Source organism: Neobacillus phoenicis, assembly GCF_047302305.1.
GTDB lineage: Bacteria > Bacillota > Bacilli > Bacillales > Cytobacillaceae > Neobacillus.
The window spans coordinates 4576044-4590899 of record NZ_CP154847.1; the positions used below are offsets into that span (position 1 = coordinate 4576044).

A 14856-nucleotide genomic window follows, 5' to 3' on the forward strand; every position below is an offset into this window, starting at 1 on the left:
CGTAATTATTCAGCTGGTCTTCTTGTCATTATTCATTTATTGCATGTTGAAACTGATGTCTAACTCTCATTGTAAAATATGCAATGGTTCCTAGAGCGAAAGCAAGTAAGAAACTTAATAGAATCATGACATTTTCCCACATAAAACTAAAATCACCACTTGAAATCACTGCCTTAAAGCCAGAAACGGAATAAGTCATTGGCAGGAAGGCATTAAAATGCTGTAAGAAGTTAGGAATTAACTCAAGCGGGAAGGTTCCAGCACTTGTAGTCAATTGGAAAATAAGAATAATGATTGCAAGAAAACGCCCTGCATCGGCAAATACTGAAACAAGCAGTTGAATTAATGCAATAAAAGTTAAACTTGTAATAATCGAGAATAAAATAAACTTCGGAACACTTTGAACATCAAGGCCTAATCCAAGAAGAAGGATCATATCTGCCAATAACGCCTGAATTACTCCCACACAAGCCATAATGGCAAACTTCCCGGCAAACCAATTAAAGCCACTGGTTGGGGTAACAGCTGTATTCCTAAGTGGGAAAACAATTGATAATAATAATGCTCCCACAAATAAACCTAATGAAAGGAAGTATGGTGCAAATCCTGTTCCATAGTTAGGGACATGATTAACACTTTCCGTATCTAATTTAACAGGTTTTGCCATCATGTTATATGTCTTATTATCAGCATGTACTTTAGAAGCCTCTTCTGCCCCATCTGAAAGCTTATCAGCTAGCTCTTTAGCACCATCAGATAATTGGGTTGATCCATCCTTTAATTGGTTTGAACCATCTGCTAACTGTCCTGCACCTGAGCTAAGGGCCGTTGAACCAGCAGATAATTGATTCATACCGTTTGAAAGATCGCTAGTTCCTTTAGATAATTGGACGGAACCAGTATATAACTGATGAATGCCTTGCTGTAATAATTTCTGATTTTCATTAATAGTGCCAATACCACCAATTAATCGATCAAAATATGGGTCTGTTTGTGTTTTTATTTTTTCATCTAAACCACTGGATGCACCAGATAATTTGTCATTGATAGCTAATTTAAATTGTTTGAAGCCACCATCTAATTTAGGACTAAGTTCTGATGTGATTTGTTGTTGTAGCTGTTCTTTAGTTGGTGCCTTTTTTTGCTCTTCCATCATAATTGCATTTACAAGTTGTGGTGATACACCATTAGCTATTAATACATTGGCTAGTTCTTGCATTTTTGCCGTTTGTGTTGTAATGGTTTGATCAGCAATCTGTGAGGCAAGGGAAGCTGTTAATTGTGATTCAAATTGATCAATCCCCGTGTTCAGCTCTCCCATACTACCTGATAATTGTTTTTCAAATGCATCTGCAATTCCAGTTGGCAGATCTCTCTTTAATTTCTCAGCACCGGAATAAACATCCTGTGTTCCCTTTATAAGGAGTGGTAAATTAGAATCAACTTTAGCCAATCCATTTTTTAACTCACTTGAACCTGCAGCAAGTTTATTTGTCCCATCATTTGCTGCCATCATTCCATTTTTAAATTCGATTGATTTTTCTGCTAGTGTGTTTAGGCCGTCACTTAACTCTACAGACCCTTTATTTAGCTTTGTAGAACCATCTTTTAATTGACCAGCACCATCACTGGCTTTTTCGACCCCATCGGCAAGTTCACTGATTTTACCAAACATGGTTTCTGCATACGTTTCAGTCACTTGTTCTGATACAGCCGTTTTAATTTTTTCAGCAGCTGTTCCACCTATTTGTGCTGAAAGGAAATTATAACTTTCATTTGGGGTATAAATCAGTTCCAACTTTTTTGGTTGCTTATCTAATAAGGTGGTTGCATTTTCAGAGAAGTTTTCAGGAATCTCAATGACCATGTAATACTTTTGGTCCTCTAGCTCTTTATACGCTTCCTTTTTATCAACCAATTGAAAATCAAATTGGTTGCTCTTCTTTAGTTTGGACGCTAAGTCATCCCCAAGCTGCAGGTGCTCCCCATCCAGTACTGTACCTTCATCATTATTGACTACTGCAACCGGTAGCTCATCCAGCTTGTCATATGGGTCCCAAAAAGCCCATAAAAACATACCGGCATACAAGACAGGGACAAACATGACAGCAATAATGGGAATGAGAATTTTTCTATTTTTAAAGATAGATAAAAGTTCTTCCTTTAACAAGATGTTTTTCAACCCTGATGCCTCCTTTTTATACTGACTGTTTTGTTCATTTGGTCATTTCGCTTTTTAAAATAAGGACTATCTATTTAGACAATCCTTTGAAAAAAGTATTCTCGTCATTCATTATTGACCAAATGAACATTTCGGTCATTTAATACTTTAGAAGTATACCTCCATTTTTAAAGGTTTGCAAGCAAAAAATGAAAGTTCTCCTCTCGATTATATAGAAAAAGAAGCTGTTGTTATCGAACAGCTTCTTTTAATGGTGTCTTCTTTTTAAAGTATTCTAAAACATTCTGTACAGCCGCTTCACCCTGGTCAATGCAGTCTGGAACACCTACTCCTCCATAAGAAGCACCTGCTATGAAAACACCAGGTAGTTCCTCTTTAACATGTTCTAGAATGGTAGCAAGCCGTTGTTTATGCCCAACCGTATACTGCGGCATTGAATTCTTCCAACGGGATACAATTGCGAAATCGGGGTTTAATGTAATATCCATTGTTTTCTTTAAATCATCCAAAACAATTTTTATAATTTGGTCATCTGATAAATCGACAATGGTTTCATCACCGGCTCTTCCCACATAACAGCGTAGGAGAACTTTTCCCTTTGGAGTCGAATGGGCCCACTTTTTATGCGTCCACGTACAAGCAGTAATCGAATAATCACTATTTCTTGAGACAACAAATCCGGTTCCATCAATATCCTGCTTGATTGCTTCCTTTGGAAATGCCAACGCGACAGTGGCAACAGATGTAGATGGGACCGATTTAAATGGATCAAAAAAGCGATACTCTGAAAACATCCCTTGCGTTATTTGATGAGGAGTAGCAGCAATAATACTATCTGCCTGAATGGTTTCCCCATTATTAAGATATATCTCATACTTTTGATTGGACTTTGTAATCTTTTCAACACGATGACCTTTTAAAACAGACTCCGGGTCTATTTTACTTTCAATGGCTTCTGCAAAAGATTGGAGCCCTGTTTTGAAAGTTAAAAAAGCCCCTTTAGTATTCTCTTTACTTTCGGTCTTTTTCGGTTGAGAAGGAGTCGCTTTTTTCATGCCAACAATCAGGCTTCGGTATTTTTGTTCCACCTCATAAAATTGTGGGAAAGTAGACATTAAACTTAATTGATCGATGTCACCCGCATAAATGCCTGATAACAATGGTTCAATTAAATTCTCAACCACTTCATCACCTAATCTTCGTCTGAAAAATTCTCCTAAAGATTGGTCTTTCCCACTTTCAGAACGAGGTAAAATAAAATCGGCCGCAGCTCTTAATTTACCAGGAATCGAAAATAAGCCTGTTGTCAAAAAGGGGCCTATTTGTGTTGGAATTCCCATGATCGAACCACCGGGCATTGAGTGTAGCTTCTCATTCACTAGAACATATGATTTACCCGTGGAATTATGAACTAATTGATCGTCCATCCCTACTTCTTTAGCAAGTCGAATCATGCTTGTCTTCCTTGCTAAAAATGAATCAGGACCTCTCTCAATTGTAAAACCGTCTCTTATAACGGTTTGCATTTTGCCTCCGAGACGGTGGGAAGCTTCTATAAGTTTAATTTCAATAGAAAGGTTGTGTTCATGAATCTGTTTTTGAAGATAGAATGCAGCTGTTAAACCGGCTATTCCTCCTCCAATAATAACAACCTTTTGTTTTTCTTCCGCCACGGACGTCACCTTCTTCCCTTTAATTCCCTATTAGTTTTTAATGAGATAATCTTTTTAGGATGACGGTAGAAAGGCAATCAATAAATTCTTCCTGTGCGTTTGGCATTTCAGGACGATAATAGCTAACACCCAATTCATCCGTCACTGCTTTACATTCGATATCATTATCAAAAAGAACTTCCAGATGGTCACATACAAATCCAACTGGTGCAAAGACAAATGCTTTATAGTGATGCTGCTGGTACAAGTCTCTTGTTAAGTCTTGTACATCCGGACCGATCCATGGCTCTGGAGTATTTCCTGCACTTTGCCACCCAATAGTATAATTTTCAATTCCTGCTTGTTCTGCAATTAAATCCGCCGTTTCTTTTAACTGCTGAGGGTAAGGGTCGCCAAATTGTAAGATTTTCTCTGGAAGACTATGCGCAGAAACAATTAGTACCGCATGATTTTTTTCCTCTTGAGGCATTTGTTCAAAGACCTGTTTCACTTTGTCAGCCCAATACCCAATAAATTTAGGTTCCTCGTACCAGCTTTCAATACTAGTTATTTTAAGTCCGCCTAATTTTTCTGCTTCCTCTACTGCTCGACCGTTATAGGATTTTACACTAAACGTTGAAAAATGAGGCGCAAGCACAATACTAACTGCCTCTTTAATACCATCTTCGTGCATCTGTTTCACTGCATCTTCAATGAAAGGCTTAATATGCTTTAAACCAAGATACATTTTAAATTCGATGTCATCCTGAATGGTATTTAAATGTTCCTCTAACTTCTCTGCTTGGTCTTGCGTTATTTTAGCTAGTGGAGAAATTCCCCCAATAGCCTCATACCGATTTCTAAGATCTTCCATCATTTCAGGCGATGGCTTCCGTCCATGACGGATATGCGTATAATATCCTTCTAAGTCATCTAATGTATAAGGGGTACCGTATGCCATTACTAACAGACCCATTTTCTTATTCGCCATATTCACACCTCATCTTTAAGTCTGTTCCTCATGATCCATTTATTTATGGAACAGGCCAGTAATATTCATTAGGGTATGGAAAATTCACCTTGTCATATTAATGGCCCAGTAAAAAAGCAACTCATTCTATTGTGCCAAAAAATTGGACGTCTTACCAATTTTAACACTCAAAATGAGTCTTAACGACTTAATTTGGATGCTGAATATTCATGAATAAATGAAGCTAGTCTTTTTAATGTTTCTGGCTTTACGGATGGGAATACACCATGTCCTAGATTAAAAATATATCCATCCTGTGCCATGCCTTGGTCTAGAATAGCTTTTGCTTTTTCCTCAATCACTTCCCAAGGAGCCAATAATATTGCAGGATCAAGATTTCCTTGAACGGTTTTATGAATTCCAAGTTCCCTTGCCTGGCTAATTGGCAATCTCCAATCTAAACCTACTACATCCAGCGGTAGTTCATTCCATTCTAAGGCAAGATGGCTAGCACCTACCCCAAACATGATTAACGGAACATTTTCTTCTTTCAATGAAGAAAAGATACGGTTCATGACAGGCTTGATAAAATAACGGTAATCCTCGACATTTAAGGCACCAACCCAAGAATCAAAAATTTGGATTGCTTTTGCGCCTGCCTTTATTTGTGATTTTACATATGTAATAATCATATCGCCCAGCTTATCCATTAAGGCAAACCATGCTTTAGGCTCTGTGTACATGAATGCTTTGGTTTTATTATAGTTTTTGGATGGTCCCCCTTCAATCATGTAACTCGCAAGGGTAAATGGTGCTCCTGAAAAACCAATAAGAGGCACAGACAACTGTTCTTGTGTTAATAATTTTATGGTATCTAATACGTATGGAACATCTTCTTCTGGATTGATTTCTCCCAATTTTTCAACATCTGCTAGAGATCGGATTGGGTTGTCAATAACAGGGCCAATTCCCCCCTTGATTTCTACTTCCATTCCGATTGCTGGTAGTGGGGTCATAATATCTTTATATAGAATTGCTGCATCTACGTTATATTGCTCAACCGGTAACCGTGTGACATACGCACAAAGTTCAGGCTGGTGTGTGATTTCAAATAAAGAATATTTTTCTTTAATCTCTCTGTACTCAGGTTGTGAACGTCCTGCTTGACGCATATACCATACAGGTACATAGTCTGTCTTTTCACCTCTAGCTGCTTTTAAGAATGTTTCATTAATCGGTCTTGTCATTTTTTTGTCCACCTTTCAAACACATGTCTGTTTTCCATTTTAATATAGTTGGCTTAAATTTAAAAACTTTCTTATCATATTTGAAATGATTGTTATATTCAGACTGTCTTCACTATATCTATTAATCCTATTTGTGTATAGGTAACACTAATAACTGTCAAAAAAAAGTCGTTTTTAGGTTCCGAGAATTGTTACATTTAAATGGAGAATACGGACTTAGGATGGGTATACACTAGTAAAATGATTAATAAGGAGGAGAAAGAGTATGAATGCCTATATGACCACAGGAACATTGGATTTTTTAAAAAAGATTGAAGCTAAATACCCAAATGAAGTAATGGTAACAATGCTCAACGAAAACCATGCCTTATTATTTCATGAAACGGCTGGTGAAACTGTTTTTAATGAGCCTCGAAAATTTGAAGAACTACTCTCTATTGGAGAGATGACAAAAGAAGGTTTTGTTGTTTTAAACAACGTCCCAATCACAGATGAAGGAAAGGCAGTATTTGAGCATCAAGTAAAAAATCAAATAAACGATGTTAAAAGTCAACAAGGATTCTTAGCCGTGCGAGTACTTCGTCCCCTAACATCTAGTCAGTATGTAATTATGACTGTCTGGAAAGATGAAGCATCCTACCAAGCATGGCAATCTTCTCAAACTTTTTTTGATGTTAGTAAAATGACAGGAATGGACTCACAGGCAAAGATTTTTTCGAGCGCACCTTATGTTAGCAAATATATGCTAACGGAATAATTAGCAAAAGCACATGAATGGAGTATTGGCTCCATTCTTTTTTGTTCTAATAAATATTTTCTCCTCTCTTTCACCACTTCTTGCTAATTTCATATCCTGTATTACATTCAACAGGGCTATAGCCCTGCTGGATATTAGAAAGGAGGGAGTTTAAATGATAGTCGAACTTACGGCTCTTCATTGGATATATGTGACTTTTATTGTTCTTATTATTGGATTTATGATAATGAGAAGGGACACGACCATCATTTGTATTGCGGGGATATTTTTAATTGCCCTAGTTGCCACTGGTAGTCTAAGTCATTCAGTAAGCAGTATATTCAACAGTTTTAGTTATGCCATAACTGAACTATTGTCTACGATACTCGTCATTTCTATTATTGTTGCTATGAGCCATACATTAACGGCAACCGGCATTAATGATGTCATGATTTCACCCTTTAGAAAGTTAATTCGTAACCCTACCCTAGCCTATTGGACAATTGGTATTTTAATGATGGTGATCTCCTGGTTTTTCTGGCCTTCTCCTGCAGTTGCCCTTCTAGGTGCCGTCCTCCTTCCCGTAGCCATTAGAGCAGGGTTGCCAGCACTTGGCGTCGCCATGGCAATGAATCTATTTGGTCACGGTATTGCATTGTCTGGTGACTTTGTCATTCAAGCAGCTCCAAAGCTTACGGCAGATGCTGCAGGACTTCCGATACAGGATGTCATCAACGCCAGCATTCCTTTAGTATTTATAATGGGGCTTGTTACAACCGTTACCGCCTTCTATTTTCTAAAAAGAGATATGAAACGTGGGGTTCTTCAAGTCAATTCATCTGTCTTATCGGATTCATCAGATGAATCCCCTCAGCAAAACAACCTCTTATCTTTAGGACAAAAACGTTTCTTTGCCATTTTGGTACCATTGTTATTCGCTGCCGACGTCGCTGCCATGACAATTCTAGATTTGACTGGCGGTGATGCTACAGCATTAATCGGTGGAACCTCTATTCTTATTCTTCTATTAATTACCTTAACCAGTCATAAAAATAAAGGCCTAGAGCAAACCACCCAGTATTTGATTGAAGGGTTCCAATTTGGATTTAAGGTCTTTGGTCCAGTTATCCCAATTGCCGCCTTCTTCTATTTAGGTGACAGCGGTTTCACAAAAATCATTGGAGAATATTTGCCAAAAGCATCTCATGGTATCGTTAATGACTTAGGTGTGGCACTTGCTAGCATTGTTCCGTTAAGCAAAGCAGTAGGTGCTGTCACGTTAACCACTGTGGGGGCAATCACAGGATTGGATGGTTCAGGTTTTTCAGGAATCTCCCTTGCTGGTTCTATTGCCGCCCTTTTCGCAACAGCGATTGGAAAAGGGGCTGCTACCCTTACTGCACTAGGGCAAATATCAGCTATTTGGGTTGGTGGTGGAGTTCTCGTACCATGGGCGTTAATTCCAGCGGCAGCGATATGTAAGGTGGACCCTTTTGAACTAGCAAGAAGGAACTTAGTCCCCGTAATAATCGGGCTAGTCGTAACAACCATAGTGGCTATGTTTTTAATATAAAATCAGAAAAGAGGCTGAATCCAGCCTCTTTTCCTATTTAATCTTTTTCTTTTTAAAATAATTATAGAGAATAATCGAAATGGATACCCATATATATCCTAATGCATAACCCCCAAGAACATCTGATGGATAATGTACGTGTAAAATAATCCGGCTTGCTCCAATTAAAAGAAGTAAAATAGCCGCACATGCACCAATAATGATTTTTGCCGTTTTTGAAACAGTTGACTCAATCAATAAATAAGCCATTAAAAAATACACAGTCATCCCAACCATTGCATGCCCACTTGGGAAGCTATAACTTTTCACATTGACAAGATGCTCAAGATCTGGCCTTGGTCGAGCGAAGTAATCCTTAAGAAGCTTACTAATTTCATTACCTATTGCAATAGATAAAGCAAAAACAGCCGCCCCAAGATAATTCCTTTTTTTAACCAATAACCAAATTAACATCAATATGGCGACAACCCCAATGCCCTTTTTGTCCCCCATTTCAGTTAGTTGAATAAAAAATGGAATGACAGATCCAGGTACATGCGAAAATAATCCTGCAATTTTATCATCCATCCAAAAAATACTGTGTGTAGCCACTTTAATAGTTGTAAATAGTGCGAATATAATGACCATGCCCATAAAAATAAAAGAATAATTTACTTTGCTTTTTGCTTCCATTCCCCTAATCCTTTCACTTACTTTTTAAAATCCTTTAAAAGTATAAAGAAAATAAACATTAAAATCTATATAATAGTGGAAAAGTGTTAAAATAGTTTGAAAATACATTCTCTTTTAACTAATAAATTGGGGGGATTAACTATGTTAAACCAGCTTTTTGCTAAATTAGAAGGATATTACGATGAGATGGTCTCTATCCGTCGCTACATGCATCAGCATCCAGAGTTATCATTTCAGGAATATGAAACAGCCAAGTTCATTTATTCTTATTATAAAAAGTTAGATATTGAGGTAAAGGGTCAGGTTGGTGGAAATGGAGTCGTTGCGAAAATTCATGGGAAACTGCCAGGAAAAACAGTTGCACTACGGGCTGACTTTGACGCACTTCCTATCCAAGATGAAAAGGATGTACCCTACAAGTCATTAGTTCCAGGGATTATGCATGCCTGCGGCCATGATGGACATACAGCCACTCTCCTTGTCCTTGCGAAAGCATTAAACGAATGTAAAGATGAACTGAAAGGAACCTATGTTTTTATCCATCAACATGCCGAGGAATATGCACCTGGTGGAGCAGCTTCCATGATTGAGGATGGTTGTTTAGACGGTGTTGACGTCATATTTGGGACTCATTTATGGGCAAGCGAACCCACAGGTACTATCCAATACAGAACGGGACCCATCATGGCAGCTGCAGATCGTTTTGAAATTGAAATCCAAGGTCAAGGCGGCCATGGCGCACAGCCTCATAAAACGAAAGACGCTATTGTCACGGCTTCCCAGCTAGTTCTCAATTTACAACAAATTGTCAGCCGAAAAGTAAACCCTGTAGAAGCGGCGGTAGTGACGGTTGCCTCATTTACAGCTCAAAACGCATTTAATGTTATTGCAGATAAAGCAAAACTAGTTGGTACTGTACGTACTTTTAATGAAGAAATAAGGGAGTTTATTGAAAAAGAAATGGAGCGAACCATCCATGGCACGTGCTATACATCTGACTGCACGTATAAGTATACCTTTGTAAGAGGCTATCCCGCTGTAGTTAATCATGCTAATGAAACAGAATTTCTCATTTCTTGTGCCCAAGAAGTACCTGAGGTAAAAATAATTGAAGAAACCAAGCCACAAATGGGCGGCGAAGATTTCGCCTATTACTTACAAAAAGTACCTGGCACTTTCTTTTACACAGGAGCTAAGCCACTGGGTGAAAAAACAGACTTTCCACATCACCACCCTAAATTTGACATTGATGAAAACGCCATGTTAATTGCAGCCAAAACACTTGGCACCGCAGCTCTGAAAGTTCATGAATAAGAAGAAAAAGCCTCTGAATTTTTCATCATTCAGGGGCTTTTTGCAATAATCTCAACCGATAGGCGTTCATTGCTGTCTCACCAAGGTGTTTCAGTAAATTATTATTTGCATAGGCTCCAACAAAAGCACCAATCCCCGGTACCAGCTGCAGCATCTTGGCAAGGTCAATATAATCACGATACTCCTGTTGAAATTTTCTCCAATCCATTTCAATTAACACTTGTTTTCTTTCTTCCCAGTTTTCAATCTCATAAAGGGTGCTTCTTCGAATTTCATCACTTGAAAAGGCTAATTGAAAAATATGCAAGATAAAGAGTCTTTCCTCATATTGATTTGTATCAAATCCATAAACTTCCGCCGCTTCAAAGAGAAATTTCATCTTAATCGTAAGGAGAAGTGGAAAATCAGCAAGTCCGAGCAAAATCCCTCCAGCACCAGTTCCTGCACCCTCTACGATGGCAGTCTTCTGGTAAGTGGTTATTTTTTTTCGCACCATATCATCTCTCTCAGAAAGGGTTAAGCCCTTTGCTTGATCTTTCTTTGTTGTAAGTTTTGAGCCAAATAAAGTTGCTTTTACCATTCCTTTAATACTTTCAGTCATGACCTCATGGACCTTTTCTGGAATCCATTCATTAAATTTCACTTGAGCTTTCTTAGAAATTCGGTTCATCATCCCAGAACGTCTAGATAATTTCCGTTTCCATTCTTCGACTTCATCATAAACTTTTAATTCATATTCATTCAATTAGCCCCACTCCTCCCATAAACATTTTATGCTTACCTACGATAAAACCCATCCAATGGTTTCAAAAAAATCCCCTTTTATCAGCAAAGGGGATTTTAATTTAAGCCTTTATACGTTTTTTACTGTAAATATAAACAAATAAGTAATTAAAAACAAACCCTGAAATTAAGGCAAACAGACTATTCAGTATCTCGCCTTTAAGGGCAATAAACAAAGCAAAAATAACCGCTTCAGTAGATAAAATGATCATCAATAGGTAATGGAACGATGAGGATTTATATTTTTCAGCAACGGGATATAAGTCAACCCATAGCTTGTTTTGATGATGGTTCCATAATGGAAGCAGCTGAAAACCTGTTAAATACAAAAATAAAATGCTCAATAAGAGTTGTCCTAATCCAAACGAAATGAAATAAATGGCCACCGCACCAATGACCGTCAACCTGATAAACAAACCTAAGTAATCAGAAGAACGTAGAAAAGCACGTGAATACAAATACAAATAGGTTTTATCCTGAGAAAATGGAATGTTGCTAATGAGCCAATCAAGCCACTTTCTTCTTTTAACCGTATCCTTTAACTTCGGAACATCTGTAAACATATTGGCCAATCGGTAGAACGAAGCCATTCTTTTTTCTTCATGATCTATTAACAGATCCCATTTAAGCCCCATTTTCTTTGTTCGAACATGAAAGAAACGAAAATAAAAGGCCATCACAACAACAAGAATAAGCAAAATAAAAACATTTGCTTGTTTGAATAACAAAAAGGTACATACTGTATTGATAAAATACCTGACAACCATATCCCATCTATGTACAGAGTTCTGAACAAAATAATGAATTCGCCAGCTTGTGGCTAAATTCCATCCCTTTAATGCTAATAGGACAACTAAATAAGGTAAAAACAATTGAAAACCGCTGCTGTTTACATGAGCATACATTGGCATAAGTACCGCAAGTACCATAAGAAGGATATACCCTTGAAAAACAAAACTCGCTATACCAGAACGAAAAAAATACCCTTTTAGCTTATCTTCGAGTGGTAAAATATACACTTTATCAGCTTCAAGCAGAAAATTATAAACCGGACTGTACGTTAAAAATATACCTATAAGAACAGCAATAATGATTTCTGCTGGAAAATTGGAAGAAAGCTTCTCAACCCATTGTTGATAGTAATATGCACCTGTTCCTATAAGGAATAACAAAACAATGACCAGATGCCCATTAAATATATAACGCAGGTATCTCCCTAAATCCCTTACACGACCTCCAGCACGGTCCTTCCACAGTATTTTATCATCAAACATAGTTTTCTTCCTTCGTCAATTGAATATATAGATCATCCAAAGAAGCAGACGGCATGGAGAATTGGTCTCTTAACTCTTCAAGTGTTCCTTTCGCTCGTATTTTCCCCTCATGTAAAATGACAAAGCGGTCACAATATTTCTCGGCCGTTGCAAGTATATGTGTAGACATCAAAATACCGGCACCGTTCTCTTTCATCTTCTTCATTAAATCAAGCAGTGACTGAATGCCTAGAGGGTCCAAACCAACAAAGGGCTCATCTACAATATAAAGAGATGGTTGAACCAAAAAGGCGCACATGATCATTACCTTTTGTTTCATCCCTTTGGAAAAATGCGCAGGAAACCAATTTAACCGCTTCTCCATTCTGAACTCCGATAATAAAGGACCCACTCTCTGTTTATATTCCGATTCCTTTAAACCATAAGCCATTGCTGTTAACCTCAAATGCTCTTCTAGAGTTAATTCCTCATATAATACAGGAGTTTCCGGAACAAAAGTAAATTGACATCGGTAGGCTTCTTTATTTTCCGTAAACGACTGGTCGTTAATTTTAACCGTTCCTTTATGGGGTTCCATTAACCCAATAATATGTTTAATTGTAGTACTTTTACCTGCCCCATTAAGTCCAATCAGTCCAACCAGTTCTTTTTCTTTTACATCAAAGGATATATCCTTAAGTACTGGGTTTCTTGTATATCCTCCAACAAGATTCTCAATCGATAATAGTGACATTTGCATACGTCCCTCCGTAGCAGATTATGCTTTTCATTTTATCAAATCCAACTAGATAAAAACAGAAATACAATTTTTTGATTTTTTTTTGTATATTTCTTTTGCAATCGGACATCATAATATTCGAAGGGGAAACAACTTACTTCGATGAAGAAATTCATCAAAAATTGAAATGAGGTGTCTGTTAAAGACAATTTCCTTTCAAACAAGTAGAGCTTCCAATTCGTTTCAGATAAGGGGATGGTTGTTTTGTACAAAGTGCATGGTAACCATTTTGAGTTCAAGTAACACCAAGGTTAAGGTTTATTCACAAATAAACTAAAAATGAGGTGTTTACCGCAGATCGCTACCCGTTTTTATAAGTTGGGAAAACATATAAAAACAAATAGGGGATGGTCAGCTTGAACAATATTGTTTCTTTATAAAAAACACTCTACGAAAAATGAGGTGTTTATCAAAGAACACTCCTGAATGAACGTACCTTTTGAAGCAATTCCCCTTCGAGAGGGCAGGATTCCAAGCGGATCCTGCCTTTTTCATTTTGTTTTTGTATGGTAAAATAATACAAACTAATTACAAGGGGCTGTGTTGTGATGAGCAATTGTATTTTTTGTAAGATTGTCAACGGTGAAATTCCAGCTGCAAAAGTTTTTGAAAATGAGCATGTACTTGCCTTTTTGGATATCAGTCAAGTAACCAAAGGACACACACTTGTCATTCCAAAAATACATAAGGAAAACTTATTTGAATTGACTCCTGAAATAGCTAGAAATCTTTTTGAGGTGGTTCCTGCCATTGCCAATGCGTTAAAACAGGAATTTGAACCAATTGGATTAAATACAATTAATAATAATGGAGAACATGCAGGTCAATCTGTGTTTCATTACCATATGCACCTGATTCCACGATATGGCAAAGGCGATGGCTTCGGTGCCGTTTGGAAAAACAACCAAAGTGAATACACGCCACAAATCCTGCAGGAAATGGCTGAAGGAATAAGTAAAAACCTTTAACTTTTCTTTTCATAGTTCAAATTATCTGAAAATTATTTCTTTAATATTATTACATTTTTATGTTATAATGAAATCAAGTTTTTCGCTGTAGGCAATGAGGGCACTGCAGGAGAAACAAATAGATTAGTATAGCAGAGGAGAGAAGAGAAATGAATACGAAGAACATTGTTATTTTAGCACTTTTAGCGGGGATCGGGGTAGTCTTGCATACGGTTATGCCAGCCTTCCTAACAATCAAGCCAGATATGATGCTGGCAATGATGTTTTTAGGAATTATTCTTATTCCAGAATTGAAAAGTGTGATGCTTCTAGCCATTGTGACAGGCGTATTGTCTGCATTAACAACAGGCTTCCCGGGTGGACAGATTCCAAATATCATCGACAAACCTATTACGGCTTTAATATTTTTTGGTTTATTTTTAGCCTTAAAAAAATACCAGAATTCCATTGTTAGTGTCGGAATATTAACAGCTGTAGGAACGTTGATTTCTGGATCCGTCTTTTTATCAGCTGCTTATTTTATTGTTGGTTTACCTGGACCTTTCACAGCGCTATTCGTGGCAGGTGTTTTACCAGCCATTGCACTAAACACGGTAACAATGGTCATTTTGTATCCAATTGCTCAGTCAATATTTAAAAGAACTAAATTATCTTCAGCTTCCGTGATTCAAAAATAAAACACGGGATCCTTTTAAGAAAAAGAACCC

13 protein-coding genes are annotated in these 14856 nt (G+C 37.5%); 5 read left to right on the forward strand and 8 right to left on the reverse strand.

Features of this window, described 5'->3' with window-relative positions:
- Positions 1–28: 28 nt before the first annotated feature.
- The 4 genes from AA0X95_RS23450 to hemE form a co-directional block, all read right to left on the reverse strand.
- A complete protein-coding gene (locus AA0X95_RS23450; RefSeq protein WP_413302206.1) occupies positions 29–2182 on the reverse strand; it encodes a YhgE/Pip family protein in 2154 nt (717 codons plus the stop codon).
- Between the two features lie 230 nt (positions 2183–2412).
- Entirely contained in the window at positions 2413–3855 is a 1443-nt protein-coding gene (gene hemY, locus AA0X95_RS23455) for a protoporphyrinogen oxidase (protein WP_413302209.1), read from the reverse strand.
- Between the two features lie 37 nt (positions 3856–3892).
- On the reverse strand, positions 3893–4825 hold the full coding sequence (gene hemH, locus AA0X95_RS23460; protein WP_413302212.1) for a ferrochelatase: 933 nt from the start codon (positions 4823–4825) through the stop codon (positions 3893–3895).
- Positions 4826–5004: 179 nt separating this feature from the next.
- Positions 5005–6051, reverse strand: a complete 1047-nt coding sequence (gene hemE, locus AA0X95_RS23465; protein ID WP_413302215.1) for a uroporphyrinogen decarboxylase — start codon at positions 6049–6051, stop codon at positions 5005–5007.
- Between the two features lie 265 nt (positions 6052–6316).
- Here hemE and AA0X95_RS23470 point away from each other — a divergent pair, with 265 nt between their 5' ends.
- Both AA0X95_RS23470 and AA0X95_RS23475 read left to right on the forward strand, forming a co-directional pair.
- On the forward strand, positions 6317–6808 hold the full coding sequence (locus AA0X95_RS23470) for an antibiotic biosynthesis monooxygenase family protein (protein ID WP_413302218.1): 492 nt from the start codon (positions 6317–6319) through the stop codon (positions 6806–6808).
- Between the two features lie 154 nt (positions 6809–6962).
- Positions 6963–8360, forward strand: a complete 1398-nt coding sequence (locus tag AA0X95_RS23475; RefSeq protein WP_413302221.1) for a hypothetical protein — start codon at positions 6963–6965, stop codon at positions 8358–8360.
- Between the two features lie 33 nt (positions 8361–8393).
- On the opposite strand, the gene AA0X95_RS23480 is transcribed toward AA0X95_RS23475, so the two are convergent.
- The gene (locus tag AA0X95_RS23480; protein ID WP_413302224.1) at positions 8394–9032 is read right to left on the reverse strand and encodes a phosphatase PAP2 family protein; all 639 of its coding nucleotides are present in this window, start codon (positions 9030–9032) and stop codon (positions 8394–8396) included.
- 141 nt (positions 9033–9173) lie between these two features.
- Between AA0X95_RS23480 and AA0X95_RS23485 the strand changes: the two genes are divergently transcribed.
- Entirely contained in the window at positions 9174–10346 is a 1173-nt protein-coding gene (locus AA0X95_RS23485) for a M20 family metallopeptidase (protein ID WP_413302226.1), read from the forward strand.
- A 25-nt stretch (positions 10347–10371) separates the two neighbouring features.
- On the opposite strand, the gene AA0X95_RS23490 is transcribed toward AA0X95_RS23485, so the two are convergent.
- The 3 genes from AA0X95_RS23490 to AA0X95_RS23500 all read right to left on the reverse strand — a co-directional run bounded on the left by AA0X95_RS23490 (position 10372) and on the right by AA0X95_RS23500 (position 13136).
- The gene (locus AA0X95_RS23490) at positions 10372–11091 is read right to left on the reverse strand and encodes an EcsC family protein (RefSeq protein ID WP_413302228.1); all 720 of its coding nucleotides are present in this window, start codon (positions 11089–11091) and stop codon (positions 10372–10374) included.
- 100 nt (positions 11092–11191) lie between these two features.
- The gene (locus AA0X95_RS23495; protein WP_413302231.1) at positions 11192–12403 is read right to left on the reverse strand and encodes an ABC transporter permease; all 1212 of its coding nucleotides are present in this window, start codon (positions 12401–12403) and stop codon (positions 11192–11194) included.
- Entirely contained in the window at positions 12396–13136 is a 741-nt protein-coding gene (locus AA0X95_RS23500) for an ABC transporter ATP-binding protein (protein ID WP_413310206.1), read from the reverse strand. Before AA0X95_RS23500 ends, AA0X95_RS23495 begins: the two co-directional genes overlap by 8 nt.
- 593 nt (positions 13137–13729) lie before the next feature.
- Between AA0X95_RS23500 and AA0X95_RS23505 the strand changes: the two genes are divergently transcribed.
- Together AA0X95_RS23505 and AA0X95_RS23510 are read left to right on the forward strand one after the other, a co-directional pair.
- Positions 13730–14149 carry an HIT family protein gene (locus AA0X95_RS23505; RefSeq protein WP_413302234.1) on the forward strand — a complete coding sequence of 140 codons (420 nt, stop codon included), beginning with the start codon at positions 13730–13732 and terminating at the stop codon, positions 14147–14149.
- Between the two features lie 149 nt (positions 14150–14298).
- A complete protein-coding gene (locus tag AA0X95_RS23510; protein ID WP_413302237.1) occupies positions 14299–14826 on the forward strand; it encodes a tryptophan transporter in 528 nt (175 codons plus the stop codon).
- Positions 14827–14856: the final 30 nt, after the last annotated feature.